This is a genomic window from Alphaproteobacteria bacterium LSUCC0719, assembly GCA_040839025.1.
In the GTDB taxonomy this organism is placed as follows: Bacteria; Pseudomonadota; Alphaproteobacteria; order Puniceispirillales; family Puniceispirillaceae; genus UBA8309.
Window position 1 is genome coordinate 92,709 of sequence record JBFPJN010000002.1, and the last position, 16,434, is coordinate 109,142.

General features: G+C 59.1%; 15 protein-coding genes. 6 read left to right on the forward strand and 9 right to left on the reverse strand.

The window, feature by feature from the left end; translation table 11 throughout:
- Positions 1-2: 2 nt before the first annotated feature.
- The 4 genes from AB3X55_05165 to AB3X55_05180 all read right to left on the reverse strand — a co-directional run bounded on the left by AB3X55_05165 (position 3) and on the right by AB3X55_05180 (position 4,035).
- A complete protein-coding gene (locus AB3X55_05165) occupies positions 3-1,292 on the reverse strand; it encodes a TRAP transporter large permease (GenBank protein ID MEX0502967.1) in 1,290 nt (429 codons plus the stop codon).
- Positions 1,292-1,900: a TRAP transporter small permease gene (locus tag AB3X55_05170; GenBank protein ID MEX0502968.1), complete on the reverse strand. Its 609-nt coding sequence runs from the start codon at positions 1,898-1,900 to the stop codon at positions 1,292-1,294. The genes AB3X55_05165 and AB3X55_05170 overlap by 1 nt, the downstream gene beginning before the upstream one ends.
- Positions 1,901-1,984: 84 nt before the next feature.
- Positions 1,985-2,878 carry an aldo/keto reductase family oxidoreductase gene (locus AB3X55_05175; GenBank protein ID MEX0502969.1) on the reverse strand — a complete coding sequence of 298 codons (894 nt, stop codon included), beginning with the start codon at positions 2,876-2,878 and terminating at the stop codon, positions 1,985-1,987.
- A complete protein-coding gene (locus AB3X55_05180; GenBank protein ID MEX0502970.1) occupies positions 2,878-4,035 on the reverse strand; it encodes an LLM class flavin-dependent oxidoreductase in 1,158 nt (385 codons plus the stop codon). Before AB3X55_05180 ends, AB3X55_05175 begins: the two co-directional genes overlap by 1 nt.
- 68 nt (positions 4,036-4,103) lie before the next feature.
- Between AB3X55_05180 and AB3X55_05185 the strand changes: the two genes are divergently transcribed.
- Together AB3X55_05185 and AB3X55_05190 are read left to right on the forward strand one after the other, a co-directional pair.
- On the forward strand, positions 4,104-4,871 hold the full coding sequence (locus AB3X55_05185; protein ID MEX0502971.1) for a GntR family transcriptional regulator: 768 nt from the start codon (positions 4,104-4,106) through the stop codon (positions 4,869-4,871).
- 66 nt (positions 4,872-4,937) lie between these two features.
- A complete protein-coding gene (locus AB3X55_05190; GenBank protein MEX0502972.1) occupies positions 4,938-6,023 on the forward strand; it encodes a Gfo/Idh/MocA family protein in 1,086 nt (361 codons plus the stop codon).
- A 69-nt stretch (positions 6,024-6,092) separates the two neighbouring features.
- Here the strand turns inward: AB3X55_05190 and AB3X55_05195 are convergent, their stop codons facing one another.
- A complete protein-coding gene (locus AB3X55_05195) occupies positions 6,093-6,884 on the reverse strand; it encodes a glutathione S-transferase family protein (GenBank protein MEX0502973.1) in 792 nt (263 codons plus the stop codon).
- Between the two features lie 184 nt (positions 6,885-7,068).
- On the opposite strand from AB3X55_05195, the gene AB3X55_05200 reads away from it, so the two are divergent.
- The 3 genes from AB3X55_05200 (at position 7,069) to AB3X55_05210 (ending at position 11,529) form a co-directional block, all read left to right on the forward strand.
- Entirely contained in the window at positions 7,069-7,938 is an 870-nt protein-coding gene (locus tag AB3X55_05200; GenBank protein MEX0502974.1) for a dioxygenase, read from the forward strand.
- A 130-nt stretch (positions 7,939-8,068) separates the two neighbouring features.
- Positions 8,069-9,115: a TAXI family TRAP transporter solute-binding subunit gene (locus tag AB3X55_05205; protein MEX0502975.1), complete on the forward strand. Its 1,047-nt coding sequence runs from the start codon at positions 8,069-8,071 to the stop codon at positions 9,113-9,115.
- 68 nt (positions 9,116-9,183) lie between these two features.
- A complete protein-coding gene (locus AB3X55_05210; protein MEX0502976.1) occupies positions 9,184-11,529 on the forward strand; it encodes a TRAP transporter permease in 2,346 nt (781 codons plus the stop codon).
- A gap of 14 nt (positions 11,530-11,543) precedes the next feature.
- Here AB3X55_05210 and AB3X55_05215 read toward each other — a convergent pair whose 3' ends face one another.
- The 4 genes from AB3X55_05215 to AB3X55_05230 all read right to left on the reverse strand — a co-directional run bounded on the left by AB3X55_05215 (position 11,544) and on the right by AB3X55_05230 (position 15,185).
- Positions 11,544-12,434, reverse strand: coding sequence for an urea carboxylase-associated family protein (locus AB3X55_05215; GenBank protein MEX0502977.1), 891 nt, complete (start codon positions 12,432-12,434; stop codon positions 11,544-11,546).
- 25 nt (positions 12,435-12,459) lie between these two features.
- A complete protein-coding gene (locus AB3X55_05220) occupies positions 12,460-13,440 on the reverse strand; it encodes an arginase family protein (GenBank protein ID MEX0502978.1) in 981 nt (326 codons plus the stop codon).
- Positions 13,441-13,518: 78 nt separating this feature from the next.
- A complete protein-coding gene (locus AB3X55_05225) occupies positions 13,519-13,941 on the reverse strand; it encodes a DUF126 domain-containing protein (protein MEX0502979.1) in 423 nt (140 codons plus the stop codon).
- Positions 13,938-15,185: an aconitase X gene (locus AB3X55_05230; GenBank protein MEX0502980.1), complete on the reverse strand. Its 1,248-nt coding sequence runs from the start codon at positions 15,183-15,185 to the stop codon at positions 13,938-13,940. Before AB3X55_05230 ends, AB3X55_05225 begins: the two co-directional genes overlap by 4 nt.
- 241 nt (positions 15,186-15,426) lie before the next feature.
- Here AB3X55_05230 and AB3X55_05235 point away from each other — a divergent pair, with 241 nt between their 5' ends.
- Complete coding sequence (locus AB3X55_05235) at positions 15,427-16,401, forward strand: ABC transporter substrate-binding protein (GenBank protein ID MEX0502981.1); 975 nt, start codon at positions 15,427-15,429, stop codon at positions 16,399-16,401.
- The last annotated feature ends 33 nt before the right edge of the window (positions 16,402-16,434 follow it).

Below are 16,434 nucleotides of genomic sequence, written 5' to 3' on the forward strand. Positions count from 1 at the left end.
GGTTAGTCAACAAACCCGGTCAGTCTGGGTATTGTCATTGAAATTGCCGGGACATAGGTAATGAGGAATATCGTTGCGATCTCTACCAACAGGAATGGTATGATGGCACGCGCGATGGTTTCCACACGCTCTCCCGACACTGATGATGCCACAAATAGCACCAAACCCATAGGCGGTGTTGCCAGCCCCACCGTCAGATTCACACTCATGATGATGGCGAAATGCACGGGGTCGATCCCCATGCTGACAAAGATTGGGCCAAGAATTGGGCCAAGGATGATAATCGCTGGTCCGGCATCAAGAAACATGCCGACAATGAACAGCAGAATATTGATCAGAAACAGCAGCATCAGCGGATTGTCGGTAATCGACAGGATGATTGCCGCCAGCGTTTCCGGCGCATGGCTGAGGCTGACAACCGTCTTGAACGCCATCGCCGCGCCGACAAGAAGCAGCACCACCGCCGAGGTGGTGGCGGCCCTTGCCAGAACCTCGGGAAGATCGGCAAGGCGAAGCGTTTTCATGATGAACAGACCGATGAAGATCGCATAGCCGACCGCGACCGCCGCCGCCTCGGTCGGGGTAAAGATGCCGCCAAGAATGCCGCCAAGGATGATCACCGGCGTCATCAGGGGAAAGAAGGCCTTGAGGCTTGCCTTGCCGCGTTCCGGCCAGCTGTAGCGCCGCGTCGCGACCGGAAAATCATACCGGTCCGCCATCCAGGACACCACCACCATCAGGCCGACGCCAACCAGAATGCCAGGCACAATTCCGGCCAGGAACAGGGCGGCAACGCTTTCCCCCATAACATAGGCATAGATGATCATGATTCCCGATGGCGGGATGATCGGACCGATGACCGAGCTGGCTGCAGTGATCGCCGCCGAAAACCGCCGGGTATAGCCCTGCTTTTCCATCGCCGGGATGAGCATCGATCCGATTGCCGATGTATCGGCGACCGCCGATCCCGAAAGCCCGGCAAACAGCATTGAAGACAGCACATTCACATGCGCCAGACCGCCACGGAAATGCCCCATCATCGCCTGTGCGAATTCCACCAGACGCGCGGTGATCCCCCCCCGGTTCATCAGTTCGCCAGCCAGCATGAAGAACGGGATCGCCATCAGCGGGAAGCTGTCCATCCCGTTATAGACATTGCGATAGAGGAGCGTGATATCGCGCTCCTGCCCATTCAGCCACAGCAGCATGCCGGGCGCGGCAAGCAGGGCGAAGAACACCGGCAACCCAAGAAGCAGGAAAATCAGGAATACAGGCAAAAACCAGATCAGCATCAGGCGCCTCCGCTACCGGCGTCATCGACGCTGCCGGCACCCGGCATCGGCACGGGGCGCAACCTGCCTTCACCACCGAACGCCACCACCAGCGCGCGCAGGATCAGCTCGACATTCACCAGAATCATCAAGAAGACCCCGGTGAGGATCGACATATACATCCAGGCCAGTTTGATTTTTACCGACTTCATGCCGATCAGATACAAGGGCAGCTTCAGCGAGGAGCTGGCGAACAGCCAGCCCGATTCGACATGTTTCAGGCCAAGATTCGCGCCAACCACCAGCACCATCAGCGAAATCACCAGAAGCATCAGCGACGCCACCATGACGATCCGGCGGGGCAGCATTTCGAGAAACCCGGTGATTGCCACCATGCCCCCGCGACGCAGCGCAACAGGCGCCATCAGGCCGGTCAGCCACAACATCATGAAACGGGCCGCCTCATCCGGCCAGGGAAGCGCATTGTTCAGGACATAGCGGCAGAATACCTGCAGAAGGATCACCGCCACCATGATCGCGATAGCCCCGATCGACAGCCACCGCCCGACACGCCCGGCCATATCATTCAGCCATTGCAGGGGCTGCAGGATGATCAACAGCGCCGCCATCAGATCCCGGAATCCCTTGTGGCGCGCCGTGGCTGTGCCATGTGATGAAGATGCAAATCCAAATCCAAATCCCTCGCCGACCTGCTAGGCCACCTCATGCCCGAGGACGATGGTGTATATCTCATACCAGGTCTGTCGGTCGATACTGATCCTCGCGGCGGCCCCGAAATGGCCGATACGCTCGAGACTGTTGGTTCCCATCACCGGCATGATCCGGGATGGATGCGCCATCAGCCAGGCGACAACAAGCGTCGTTACATCGCTGTCATAGCGCGCGGCAATGGCCGCCAGACTGTCATGAATGGCTTTGTTCTCCGGCGCGAAAAGGGCCCCACCCGCCAGAGGTGACCAGGCCATCGGCGGAATGCCATGACGTTGCAGGAAGGCAATATCGCCATTGGTGAAGGCAGCATGCGCCAGAACACTGATCTCGATCTGGTTGGTGGCAAGACGGGTCGTCATCGCCGATTGCAGTAGTTCCCAGTCCCAGGGGCGGAAATTCGAAACACCCACACTTCTGACCTTGCCTGAACTCACCAGCCCATCAAGGGTGGCGCCGGTCTCGTGATGGTCCATCAGCGGGTCCGGCCGGTGGATCAGCAGCAGGTCAATCGTCTCGATCCCCATCAGGCGAAGACTGTCCTCGACCGACCGGGTGATATGCGCCCGGCCCGTATCATAATATTTCACCCGCGCCGATTCGTGCCGGCCAACCGGCGCGATGATGTCGCATTTGGTGATAATCTCGATCTTGTCTTTCAATGAGGGGGCAGCGCGAAGCGCTGTGCCAAACAGCTCTTCTGCCATATAGCCGCCATAGATATCGGCCTGATCCATCGTGGTAATGCCCTGCTCGAGGCAGGATTCGATCTTGGCCTGCACATGCGCCGGCGAGGTGTCCGTATCGTCACCAAGCCGCCACATGCCATACACGATGCGGGACAGCGATACACCATCGGTCAGGGTTACACGTTCCATCAGGCTCTCGCTCCTACGCCAAGAGGTGTCGCCGGTGTGGATGCCGGCACGCGCCCATATTCATGCGGCAGTGAACAGGTCTTCAATTCCGGCAGCACAAGCCTGCCGATGTAATCGCATTCATCCAGATGCGGATAGCCCGAAAAGATAAAACTGCGCATGCCCATTTTCTGATAGGCCTCGATTTCAGACAAAATCTGGTCTGCTGAACCGACCAGCGCCGCCCCGCAGCCCGAGCGCGCGCGGCCAACACCGGTCCACAGATGCGGTTCGATGAAGCCTTCCATATCGGCCAGATCGCGGTTGCGGGCCTGACGGGCCACCCCAAGCGAGGTGCTGTCCAGCGCGCGTTCGCGAATTTTACGGCCAGCTTCATCATCCAGTTTCGAGACAAGCTCCTCGGCATATTCCCGCGCCTCGGCCTCGGTTTCCCGGACGATCATATGGACGCGCAGCCCATAATCGAGCGTCCGCCCATGTGCAGCCGCCCGCTCATTCACCGTCGTCATCCGTGCGGCCAAATCCTCACGCGTCTCCGGCCACATCAGATAGACATCGCAATGCTGCGCGCACAGCTCGATGGCGGCCGGGGAATAGCCCCCGAAATACAACAGTGGCCCGCCATTCTGCTGAAAGGGGCGGGCAGGATCGCTTGTCAGGCCGGCGAACTGGTAGATTTCGCCGTCATAATTGATCTCGTCCTGTGTCCAGGCCTGTTTCAGTATCTCGACCACCTCGCGCGAGCGCTGATAGCGATAGCCGCTGTCTTCGGTCTGGCCGGGGAAATCCGAACTGATGATATTGATCGTCAGCCGGCCTTCCAGCATATGATCCAGAGTCGCGATGGTCCGCGCCAGCATGATGGGCTGCATCTCACCACATCTGACAGCGGCCAGCAGGTTCATCTTTTCGGTGATCGGCGCACAGCCGGCAACAAAGGACAGCGTATCCTGGCCAACCTGATAGGAAGACGGACACAGAATATTCCGGAACCCGTTCGCCTCGGACCGCTTTACAATTTCCGAACAATGCGCCCAGCTTGACCGCAGAGTCCCATCCGGCACGCCGAGATGCTGGAAGTCATCCGAACAGAGCGCCGAAAAGAAGCTGATTTCCGCCGCATCGAGGTCAGGGCTTGTGATTGGAACTATCGTCATGTCGTCTCCCGTAGCGCGTGTGATGGAAGCATCTATCACAAGATTAATCAATGGTGTATCAATTTGGCATGACAGACGATTATGACACCATTGCCGAACAGGGCGCGCTGCCGGTTTACATGCAGATTGCCGAGCTTGTTGCGCGGCAGATCGAGGCCGGCCTTCTGAGTGAGGGACAGCGCCTGCCGCCGGAACGCGAGATGGCGCGCCAGCACGGCGTTGCGGTGGGAACACTTCGCAAATCACTGGCACGCCTGACGGAAATCGGCCATCTCGACCGACGCCAGGGTTCGGGGAATTACATTCGCCGCACCAGTCACACCGCCTCGCTTTATTCTCTGTTCCGGCTTGAAAGGCCGGATGGAGGCGGGTTGCCATCGGCACGGCTGCTGTCATGCCAGCGTGTTCGCAAGCCCGACGATCTGCCATCCTTTGGGACAGCTTCTGACGGATATCGGTTTCGGCGTCTGCGCTTTCTTGACAGCATTCCGGTGGCGATCGAGGAAATCTGGCTTGATGGTGACGCGGCCCCGGAAATCGATCCGGCGCGGGTCTCGCAGTCGCTTTATCAATTCTATCGCGACGAGCTTGGCCTGTGGATCACCAGGACCGAAGACCAGGTGGCACTGGCGCAGCTTCCCGACTGGACAGTGGATCAATTTCCATTGCCGGCAGGATCGACTGTCGGATATGTGGAACGATATGGCTGGTCGCAGCATGATCAGCGAATCGAATTCTCGCGAAACTGGTTCGACCCGAACACCGCACGTTTCATCGCCAGACAGGGGCCAATGACGCCTGCATCCAATCTGCCAGTCAACGCGCCGGATCAGTGAAACAGAACCGCAATGAAACACGGCACACTATAGTAATATGGCCGTAAAACAACAGGATAGAATGACATGACCGTTCATTATGGGGTAATCGGCTGCGGCATGATGGGCCGCGAACATCTGGCCAATATCGCGCTGATGGAAGATGCCGCTGCCAGCGTTATCTTCGAACCTGATCCCAAAATGGCCGCCGCCGCCGCCGCCGCCGCGCCGGATGCCATACTTGCTGACAGTATCGAATCGCTGCTTGCGCATGACAAATTGGACTGTCTTCTGATTGTCAGCCCGAATCATTGCCATACCAGCCAGCTGCAGATGATCGCCAGCAAGGTCAGCCTGCCTATCCTTGTGGAAAAGCCGCTGTTCACCGACCCGGCCGATCTGGCCAACATCGAGGCGTTCCGGGACAGCTATGCCGCCCCGGTCTGGGTTGCGATGGAATACAGATATATGCCGCCGATGCAGCGGTTTCTGGATCAGCTTGACGCGGCAACCGGTGGCATCAGGATGCTGAGCATTGTCGAGCATCGCTATCCCTTCCTCGAGAAAGTCGGCAACTGGAACCGCTTCAACGCCAATTCCGGTGGCACCTTTGTCGAGAAATGCTGTCACTTTTTCGATCTGATGAGGCTGGTTCTTGGCTCTGACCCCGTTCGGGTGATGGCCACTGGCGGGCAGGAGGTGAACCATCTCGATGAACGCTATGACGGCACGGCCCCCGACATCTGGGATTGCGGCTATGTCATCGTCGATTTCGCGAATGGCACCAGGGCGATGCTGGAGTTGTCGATGTTCGCCGAGGGATCGGAATATCAGGAGATGGTCCATGCTGTCGGGCCTGACGGCAAGCTGGAAGTCAAAATACCCGGCCCGGCACGGTTCTGGTCCGGCCCCGAGGACCGGCGGCCGGTCCCCCATATCGTGGCCAGTCCGCGCCACCCCTGTGCCCCGGTGGTCATTGACGTGCCGGTCGATGACGTCATCCTAGCGGCTGGCGACCATAACGGGTCGACATATCATCAGCATCTGAAGTTTCTTGATGTTGTGCGTGGCAGCGGACGGGTCGAGGTCGGGCTGGATGACGGGATATGGGCCGTCCGCATGGGCCAGGCGGCGCAGGAATCGGCCCGCACAGGCATGGCGGTGACATTTTAATCCGCCTGGTAATCCGCCTGTCCGAATGTGACAGGGCCAACAGTGATGGGGGCTGGAAACGATCCGGGACTAGAAATAGTCCGGAAAGTCCGCGTCTTCGATAAAGGTCTTGCGGCCAATCCGGCGAATGTTGTCGATGGCCGCTTCGTCAAGCCACGGCGCGGTCGCCGCGGCCAGCGAAGGGCGGTTGCCGACCCGCGCGAACCAGTCGGTGACACGCGGGAACCGTGACTCCCACAAGCGCGAGACCCCGATACAGTCGAGCCGGAAGAAATAGGCGGTGACAAGCGCGTCGGCGAGACCGTAATCCGGCCCCATCAGCCAGCCATGCGTGGCAAGGGATTCCTCCATCTCGGCACACATGCGCTGCAATCGTGACAAGGCAACCGGAACATAGTACGACTGCGCGCCATGTTCCATCAGGTCCAGGGTCTTTTGCACCCTGATCCTGTCCGGCATCGCATCCCAGCGGGCCTGCAGCTCTTCCGGCGATTTCGCCAGCAGCATCTGCCGCTGATAGCTGGAAAAGGTCAGCGTGTTCACACTGTCATGATATTCCAGCGTGTTCAGCCCCCAGATCCGGGTGTGCGCCTGTGCCGCCGGATCGGTCGGCATCAGCCTGTTATGCGCGGACAGACCATCAAGATATTCCGAGATCACGCTGGATTCGCGGATCAGCACGCCGTCATGGTCCAGCACCGGCACGATGGCGCGCGGATTGACCTTCAGGAAATCGGCATGGAACTGCTCGCCCTTTGGCAGATCGATATGCCGACCTTCCCATTCCAGCGCCTTTTCGGCCAGCACGATCCTGACCTTGATGGAACAGACGGAATTGGCACCGTGATAGAGGATCAGCATGACGTCGCTCCGGTCAGCAAAACCCGAAGTCTAGCCATGCCTTCGGGGCACGGCAACATGCCATGATCGGCGCCGCATCATAATAATCCAGACAGGATATTTACGCTGGTCTGCGACCCTGTGCCTGGCCTAGTCTTGGCATTCACCGCCGGATAGCCCGGCGACAGGGCAAGGGAGTTTTACGATGCGCAATGTCACCGCCGACAACATCACGGATGTGTTCATGGGATATTTCGGCGCGGACACTGATCCACGCATGCGCGAGGTCATGCAAAGCCTTGCCACCCATCTTCACGCCTTTGCCAGGGATGTGAACCTGACCCATGACGAATGGCGCAAGGGGATTGAGTTTCTTGAGGCGGCGGGCCGGATTTCCGATGAAACACGCCATGAATTCGTTCTGCTGTCAGACGTTCTGGGTCTGTCGTCGCTTGTCGACATGCTGCATTCCAGCAACGCCGGCACATCATCCAGCGTTCTCGGACCCTTCCATATTTCAGGGTCGCCGCCATTGGCCTTTGGCGGCGATATGAAACGCCATTATGACGGCGAGGTGCTGGTCGCCTGCGGCACTGTCACCGACACCGCCGGCAACCCCATCGAGGGGGCCGAGATCGACATCTGGCAGACCGCGCCGAACGGGCTTTATTCAAGCCAGGATGAAGAGCAGGACACATTTTCCTTTCATGGCATCCAGACAACCGGCCCGGATGGGCGATACGGTTTCACCACTGTGAAACCGGTCAGCTACACCGTGCCCACAGACGGGCCTGTCGGCGACATCCTGCGGGCCACCGGGCGTCATCCCTGGCGGCCGTCGCACCTTCATTACATCGTCAAGGCACCCGGATTCAGGCCTCTGGTGACCGAGATTTTCCCCGATGACGACCCCTATCTTGATCAGGATACGGTGTTCGGTGTTCGCGGTGATCTGGTGATGAAATATGAACCGCATCCGCCAGAAGCATTCCCGTCCGGCTATGCGCTGAGTGGCAGCGTGACAGAACCCTTCCTGCTGGCCGAGTTCGACCTGCGGCTGGTGCCGCTTGGCTGACCTGTAAGAGCAGACTTGCCTCGCATCGATTCACCAGCCAACATGACTGGTGTCAAAGTGTGTGCGAAGCAGGCATGCCTGAACAAAATAAGCAGGTCCGGAACTAACCGGGCATTTTAGGGAGGATTTTATGTCAAAATTTTTTGCAATGGCGAGTGCTGCCGCGATTATCGGCCTCACCATGTCAGCGCAGGCGCAAGTCAACCTGACTGCCGAAACAGCATCACCAAGCAGCGCACCCGGTGTATCGGTGCTGTCACTTTCCGAAGTCGCCGCCAAATACAATGTGGCTGACATTCAGGTCACCACCGGCCAGACGCTGACCAATTCGGTGCAGAATGTCGCCGAGGGCAAGTCGGACATTGCCGCGGCACCTTTTGTCCTGCCATTCCTGATGTCACGTGCGGTTGGCCCCTATGCCAAGGTTGGCAAGGAAAAAGGGGCCGAGCTGACGGGCAATCTGCGGGTTCTCTATACCTACCGGATCGCCTGCCAGTCGCTCTATGCCTACAACAGCAGCAATTTCCCCGGATATGACGGCATCAAGGGCGCGCGCATTTTCAACGGCCCGCCTCGCGGCGCGGCGTTGACCAACGCCCGTGACCTTGTGCGCCTTGTCACAGGTCTCGAGGACAAGAAGGATTACACGGGCATTCAGGTAAACTGGGGTCAGGCCGTGAAGACGATCCAGGACGGGTCGGCGGATGCCTTCGTACTTCCCGTCAGCTTCCCCGATGGCCGGATGACCGCGGCCATGGCATCCGGCGACATGACCATGTGGTCGATGCCAAAGGAGGTTTTTGACGGTGAGGCCTTTGGCAAATTCACCAAACGCCCCGGCACCGTTGCCGTGACCATGCCGATCTCGGACATGGGATGGAAAAGCGGTGTGACGATAAAGTCCGAGGATGACAATTTCCGCTGCCCGGGCACCGTCGGTGGGGAAATCGTCAACAGCGCCATGGAGTTCAATACCGCAAAGGCGTTGACGAAGGCGTTTCTCGACGGGCTGAAGGACGTATATCACGCCAAGGCCCCGTTCATGCTGAATTCCTGGCATGGCGAGACCGATCCGGCACTGACGGACATGTGCGGCCTGAACCCGCTGAAATACCATCCCGGTGCAGTGGCGGCCTGGGAAGAGGCTGGATACACCATTCCCGACTGCGCCAAATAATCCGCCGTGACATCATGGCGCCGACAGTCCTGTCGGCGCCTTTTCTTTAGTCGGGGGGACTCCAGCGCATGGCCGACATCAGCCCAAAATCGCCCGCCGAGCCGGATCTTGGCATGAAGCTTGTGTATTGGCTGACGGTGGCAATGGTCATCATCGGGCTGATCAACATGACCCCGGGCATCCCCGGATATGACGACCTCGCCGAGACGCTGACCGGCGTGAAGGGCATGACCTTCCGCAAGTTCCCCTTTGAATGGTTTTACCCGGCATTCTTTGCGCTGATGATGCTGATCGTCGCGCTGAAACATTCGATGTGGCGAAGCTGGGTCAACGCATCACCGCTTCGGCGCCGCTTCGGCCTGTTCATGGATCTGGCGCTGGTGCTGATGGCGGCCACCATTTCGATCACCTATGTCGTCGAGATCGAGGCGATCTGCCTGATTGACCAGATTACCGGTGATCGCGCGCGCCTGATCGAGGAAAGCCTGAAGGCCGAGCGCGAGCTGGCCACCCTTCTGGGGATGGAACCGCCGACCACCATTGATGATCCGCGATGCGTCAACAATACCGGTGGCTGGCTGGTTCTGATCGTCGGCCTGGCGATTGTTGTATTCCTGTCATACAACATCAAGGTCTGGGGTCTGCCGCTGGTTCTGGTCGCAATCCTGATCGCGACCTATACCATCGTCACGGTGCTGGTCTGGTATTTCCACGGACCGGATGACATCAACAAATATCTGATGACAAAGCTTGCCGGTGAGCCGCGCATACTGGCTGACGGACGGCCCCGCGTGCATGATATCCTGGTGAACAATTCCTCGGGCCTGCTTGGCAGGTTCATGGACATCATCCTGAACACCATCTTTCCCTATCTTGTCCTCGGCTCGCTTTTCGGCAGTTCGGCAGGTGGCCGGTCGCTGATCAAGCTGGCCTTCCGCTGGACCCGTCATCTGCGGGGTGGGCCGGCGCATGCCGCCGTCGTGTCTTCGGCAATGTTCGGAACCATCTCCGGTGGCCCCATCGTCAATGTGCTGTCGACCGGCGTGCTGACAATCCCGATGATGCTGAAGCGCGGCTTTTCCAAGGTGTTTGCCGGCGGGGTCGAGGCCGCCGCCTCGTCAGGCGGTTCGATCATGCCGCCCGTGATGGGGGTGGCCGCCTTTGTCCTGGCGTCGCTGACCAGCGTTCCCTATTCGGATGTGATTGTGGCGGCGGCAATTCCGGCATTGGCCTATTTCTTCTGCCTGTTCCTGTCCGTTATCTTCCAGTCGCGAAAGCAGAATATCCAGGCCATTGGACAGCTGACCGACGATATGCGGCTGGACCGCCAGGACATGCTGAATCTGGTGATGATTTTCGGGCCGATCCTGCTGATCCTGCTGTTGCTGCTGACCAAGAAAGAAGCCATCGGATGCGGCATGTTCGGCGCATTGATGGGGGCCGAGCGGATCATCACCGAGGCTGGCTGTCAGGTGACAAGCTATTCATGGATCCAGGAAATTATCCGCAACGCGGCCGGTGATGCCGGCAGCGCCGGCTGGTACGCCGTGATCATGCTTCTGGGCCTGCTGTTCGTCGACCCGGAAGTGCGGGCGCGGCCAATGAAGGTTGTCGACGCGCTGTCGAATGCCGGCATTCTGATCTCGACTCTCTATCTGATGTTCCTTGCCGTATCGATCATCGATTTCTGTCTTCAGTTTACCGGTCTGCCAACCTTCATTTCGCTTGATGTTCTCAGCTGGCTGCAGGCGCTTGATCTTGGCCGTGGCGGCTCGACGGCGTTCCAGCTTGTTGCCCTGCTGTTGACCATGCTGATGGCAATCCTGCTCGGCATGGGCATGCCGGCAGTGCCAGCCTATATCAATGTTGCGCTGCTGTTGGGACCGGTTCTGGCCGGCCTCGGAATCTCGGTCTTCACCGCGCATATGTTCATCTTCTACTTCGCCGTTGCCAGCGCCATAACGCCGCCTGTTGCGCTTGCCGCCTTTGCTGCGGCCAGCATCACCAAGGCCGAACCGATGGCGACCGGATTCTCGGCTGTGAAGTCGGGAATTGTGATGTTCGTGATCCCGTTCGTGTTCGCGCTCTACCCGGAAATTCTGCTGATCGATGATGCGGTGATAGACGCCGCCGCTTCGGCATCGGGGGCCGTGGTCTATCTTCCCGGTTATGACGGAACACTCAGTCTGGCGGGGCTGGCGCTGGTGATTGGACGGCTGGTGCTGGCGCTGTATCTGGTCGCCAGCGCGCTGGCCGGCTTTGACTACCGAAAGCTGGGCATTGGCGAGATCGGGATCAGGCTGGCGTTGGCAGTGCTGCTGATTGCCAAGCATGATTTCATCTATATCGGCGCTGCCATTGCCGCTGTCGGTGTGATTGCCCACCACATAACAAGACGCCCGGCGACCGCCTGACCATCGTCTGAACGCTATCTGTCGAGGTGTCTGGCGGCAGCGGATGCCTGGCGGCCGTGATCGCGGTTATAGCCATTTGCCATGGCCGGCTGCCACCCGGCAAGCGCCCCCTCTTCCGGCATAAAGACCTCGACAAGCAGAGGATGGCAGCTGGCAACATCGCTTGAATGGGTGGTCGAACAGTCACCCCCCGGACAGGCTGACAGCCCGCCAATCAGATCAATTTCGGCAAAGAACTCGATATAATCGCCTGGACGGACCGGACTTGCCTTCATGAAATACTGACCGGTGTCGCGGGTGAAACCGGTACACATGAAGACGTTCATTACATCATGGACCTGCATCTCGATATCCTCGATGGCACGCCCGGTCTGCCGGGCCAGCGCCCGTGACAGGTTCGAATGGCAGCAATAATGATAGTGGTCTCCGGACAGCAGATGATGCGTGTAGGGGTCGCACCTTGTGCCGATCACGTCATGAACGGACCCGCCGAATGAATCGATCCCATACCATCCAAGCGTATCCTCGATGATCGTTGCCATAGGCCGCAGGAACGGAAGGCAGGACCACATTCTTTCGCCGGTGGTTATATGTGTGCCATGGATGGCGCGGGTCTTGCCGGAAAAGAATTTCTCGTCAAGATTGTCTGCATGCCACAGATTGAGATCGCCGACCTGAGGCCCCTCAACCGACGTGATCCGGAAAAAGCCACCTGCCGGCACGGCAAAGCATGACGCATCCCGCGGTGCCACACGCACCTCGTCGATCTTGCCGGCACCAGCCCGGGCGCGGCGATACAGGTCCAGATCAGGCGGCGGCAGACTGTCGTTCGGATAGCAGATGACAGGTTCAACGGCGCGACGTGCGGCCGCGTCGGCCGGCATGTCTACAGGTGTATGGGTCATGACAGTCTCCTTGCAGCCGGGCGGCCTATGACGCAATCTGGCGTGCCATCAATCCCAGCATCGACAGGCCAAGCCGGGACGCCATCAATGCCCCCTGCCCGTTGACGTCGCGAGACGGCATCAATTCAACCATATTGAACCCGCAGATCGGCGCGCGGGCCGCAACAGCCTCGAAAATCTCCATCATCTGCCAGTAATCGAGACCACCCTGTGCGGCACCGATGACAGCCGGCATCACTGTCGGGTCGAGGCTGTCGACATCCAGCGCGACATAGACAGGCACACCTTCGGGAAGATCGGCAACAGCACGTTCAATGCCGCCGGGCTCGCGCAGTCGCCGCATGGTGTGAAACGCCACGCCGTAATCAAGCGCCGCCTCGACTTCCTGCTTTCGTGCAGACCCGATGCCACGCGCCGCCAGCTGCACGATGCTGCCAACATGAGTCATCTCGCTGGCGCGCCGCATGTTGCTCGACAGTCCCTGGGTTTCACCGCCAACTTCGTCTCGCCAGTCGATATGCGCATCAATCTGCAGGATCGAAATCGGCCCGCCTTCGAATGCGCTGTAGGCTTCAAGCACCGGGATCGGCACAGAATCATCACCGCCCAGAACGAACGGTCTTGTCCCGGCCTCGATCATCATGGTTATGGCCTCGCGGATCCGCTGCCTGTTGGCTGCCGTGACATCCGGCGCGGCATCGGCAACAACATCGAGATTGCCAAGATCGGCTGCCCTGACGCCAGCCGGGATCACGCCAGCCGATGGAACCACATCGCACAGATCGAAATCATGCTGGTCAAGAATGGTTGGCCAGCTTCGCGCGGCACGGATGGCGTCCGGCGCCTCATGACAATAGGATCCGACTGGATAGGGAGTCGCCGACCCGATGCCGATGACACCGATATCCACCCCGGCCAGCCCATCCGCCCCGGCCGACGGCAGATTCAGCCACCCGCCAGCCGTATCACCACCGAACAGATCACCCATCGATGCCGTCTTCGCCATGTGTATTCTCCTGCCTGAACATCATCGCGTCCCAGCTGACGCATTCTCCAACAAAGGCTGGTCCGGTACAGCGCATATCTAGACCGCGCCGCGTTCGGTAATCGTTACAAGACCGGCGGCAGGATCAACCACCAGCCTGTCGCCCGTCCTGATCAGGCCGGTCACATCACCATCGACGAAACGATCGCACATCGCCATATTCGCCAGCGCAGCCCCCTGCGCCAGAATGGTGTTGGCCGCATTCAGCAAAAGCGCCTTTGGCGCCATCTGGCGTGACACCATTTCATGCAGCATCCACGCTGTGGCAACGCCGCCCTTGGCGGTGTTCAGGACCAGGATCACATCGCGGTAACTCTGCCCATACAGCCGATGCTGGGGGCGCGAGAACACACCATTGACCCGGTCGAGGTCATATCGAGCGGAAAAATTGTCATCCGCGACAAGCGCCACACCGTCAACTGTTGGCCCTATTCCCACATGGCAGGAAAGCGTTGTTGTCATGCCTGCCTCCTGTCGATGACGGTGCCCGCCTCGGCGGAGGCGACACAATCCTCCATGCTGGCAAGTGCCGGGCGATACCCATACCCGCCAAGGATGTTGACGATCTTGGCTGAATTGCTGAGCAGCCTGGTCCAGCCATTCGCCTCGGCGATTTCGCGGGCATATTGCTGGTAGAAACAGGTGCCTGTCAGGACTGTGCCCCCAAAACCCTCGATCGAATCGATATAGCCAAGTTGCTTTGCGTCGCCATACACCTGAACAGGTGTGCAGACAATCATATCCGTTGAGCTGGCACGGCGGCGACCCTCGCACAGAGCTGCCAGCTGCGCCATTTCAACAAGGCTCAGCTGCGGTGCCGCAAACACCACGACATCGACGGCTTCGCCGGCGGCACCGAATGGCGCCCCAAGATCATTAAGATCGGCCGCAGAGACGCGCCGCGCCGTCAGGTGCTGGGCCTCGACATCGGCAAGATCACGACATTCAGGTGTCACCCCGACAATATGAAACAGCGGCGTTGACCCCCAACTCGCCATCGCAGCCCCAAAATGCTTGATCTCGTCTGATGTCGGCGCGCCTTCGATGCCTTCGATGACCGGCACTTCCCAATAGCTTCCCGCCATCCGCCCGATGGTGGCGCCAAGGATTCCCCATTCCATCAGGTCGCGCGGTCGGTCATCGACAATGAACCGTTGCGTGGCGCGACGATGTTCATCGAGATGCAGGCCATAGCGCGGCGTGCGGCCTGTCAGCCCGGCGGCAAGCGCCGATGGCCCCCCTTCAAAATTGGATCTGGCACCACAGACAGAGTTCGAATAGATGACGACACCAGTATCACCATAGGCGACGTGATCCCCGTAAAGTGGCGGCATGATCGTCTGATAGTTGATACAGGTGTCGGTCATCATGATTCCCATCGCCCGGCAGGCGGCGACGAACCGGCGCTCAAGCTCGGCCATGTCCTCGGTCTGGCCAAGCGGCAGATAATATGAAAGATCAACGCCGCGCGGGTCGGTGATCATGGGAATCGCGACTTGACCACCATCGCCGGCCAGCCCCTCGACAAAGGCGACACCGGCATCTCCAAGCGATTCCGGATCCGCCATCATATGGGCCTGGCTGACCGACACCATATCGGCGGCGTCGAACATGCGTCCAACCTGCAGCTGATGCTGGATCGCCCATTGGCAGGCCGGACCATGTTCCCCGGCCAGCATCGCCTGTTCCTGATCGTCCAGCTTCATCACCACTCCCGTCCCATGCCGCGCGCCCCGGATAAAGGGCCTGATATCATCCAGCTGGCTTTGTCCGTGCCCGACAACTCTAGAAGTCCGAGACCGCTTTTGACAACAGGTTCGCCCTGAATCCGGTCGCCACTGAATAAAAAGTGGCGCTGATGGCTTTCGTTACAGAGGTGAATCTGGTTAGGCTGGAAGAATTGGTGCGCGAAAACGCACCCGAATAAAATCTGGAGGAAAGACTATCATGAAGAAGTTTCTATCCGTGCTTGGGGTCGCTACTGCAGCGCTCTCGATGAATATTTCAGCCGCCAAGGCCGACTGCGGGGATGTCAGTATCGGTGCCATGGGCTGGGCATCAGGCGAATCAATTACCGCTGTTGCCACATTTGTTCTCGAGGTCGGTTACGGATGTAACGTAACCGTCGTCCCGACAGATACAGTTCCCGCAGTAACCTCGCTTGCCGAGAATGGCCAGCCCGACATTGTGCCCGAGGTATGGCGCAATTCGGCACCGGTCTATGCCGAACTGGTATCTGCCGGCAAGGTGATCACAGCGTCCGACGTTTTCGCAAATGGCGGTGAAGAAGGTTGGTGGGTTCCGACCTGGCTGGTCGACAAGCACCCCGAGCTGGCAACGATCGACGGTATTCTGGCGAATCCTGACAAGGTTGGCGCCAGGTTTCACAACTGTCCTGTTGGATGGGGCTGCCGCATCGTGAATGACAATCTGAAGGTCGTACACCAGCTTGAGGCCAATGGGATCGAGGTCTTCGATCATGGTTCCGGTGCCAACCTCGGTGCGTCCATCGCGTCGGCCTTTGCCGACAATGAGCCGTGGTTCGGCTATTACTGGGGTCCGACAGCGGTTCTTGGCAAGTACAAGATGACAAAGGTCGATATCGGTGCCATCGATGCCGCCCAGCATGCCGTCAACCAGAAGGCTGATGCCGATCCTGCCGCCATCGGTGTGTCCGGCTTCCCGTCAGCACCGGTGCTGAATGCGATCACTGCCGATTTTGCAGCGCGTGAGCCTGCGGTTGCCGACTTCGTCAAGAAGATGTCGTTCCCGAACGATGTCATCAGCAGCATGCTGGCCTGGAAGGAAGAGAACAACGCATCCGCCGATGAGGCCGCTGCCTGGGTTCTGACCAACCATACCGACATGGTGATGGCATGGGTCAATGACAGCGCCAAGGCAAAGCTGGCTGAGCGTCTCTAGCCGACAGCGTAAACGGGCGGATACGGCGAAACT

Coding starts and splice junctions, on each gene's coding strand:
- AB3X55_05165 (MEX0502967.1), bottom strand. CDS start 1,292: ATGCTGATCTGGTTTTTGCCTGTATTCCTGATTTTCCTGCTTCTTGGG.
- AB3X55_05170 (MEX0502968.1), bottom strand. CDS start 1,900: ATGGCGGCGCTGTTGATCATCCTGCAGCCCCTGCAATGGCTGAATGAT.
- AB3X55_05175 (MEX0502969.1), bottom strand. CDS start 2,878: ATGGAACGTGTAACCCTGACCGATGGTGTATCGCTGTCCCGCATCGTG.
- AB3X55_05180 (MEX0502970.1), bottom strand. CDS start 4,035: ATGACGATAGTTCCAATCACAAGCCCTGACCTCGATGCGGCGGAAATC.
- AB3X55_05185 (MEX0502971.1), top strand. CDS start 4,104: ATGACAGACGATTATGACACCATTGCCGAACAGGGCGCGCTGCCGGTT.
- AB3X55_05190 (MEX0502972.1), top strand. CDS start 4,938: ATGACCGTTCATTATGGGGTAATCGGCTGCGGCATGATGGGCCGCGAA.
- AB3X55_05195 (MEX0502973.1), bottom strand. CDS start 6,884: ATGCTGATCCTCTATCACGGTGCCAATTCCGTCTGTTCCATCAAGGTC.
- AB3X55_05200 (MEX0502974.1), top strand. CDS start 7,069: ATGCGCAATGTCACCGCCGACAACATCACGGATGTGTTCATGGGATAT.
- AB3X55_05205 (MEX0502975.1), top strand. CDS start 8,069: ATGTCAAAATTTTTTGCAATGGCGAGTGCTGCCGCGATTATCGGCCTC.
- AB3X55_05210 (MEX0502976.1), top strand. CDS start 9,184: ATGGCCGACATCAGCCCAAAATCGCCCGCCGAGCCGGATCTTGGCATG.
- AB3X55_05215 (MEX0502977.1), bottom strand. CDS start 12,434: ATGACCCATACACCTGTAGACATGCCGGCCGACGCGGCCGCACGTCGC.
- AB3X55_05220 (MEX0502978.1), bottom strand. CDS start 13,440: ATGGCGAAGACGGCATCGATGGGTGATCTGTTCGGTGGTGATACGGCT.
- AB3X55_05225 (MEX0502979.1), bottom strand. CDS start 13,941: ATGACAACAACGCTTTCCTGCCATGTGGGAATAGGGCCAACAGTTGAC.
- AB3X55_05230 (MEX0502980.1), bottom strand. CDS start 15,185: ATGAAGCTGGACGATCAGGAACAGGCGATGCTGGCCGGGGAACATGGT.
- AB3X55_05235 (MEX0502981.1), top strand. CDS start 15,427: ATGAAGAAGTTTCTATCCGTGCTTGGGGTCGCTACTGCAGCGCTCTCG.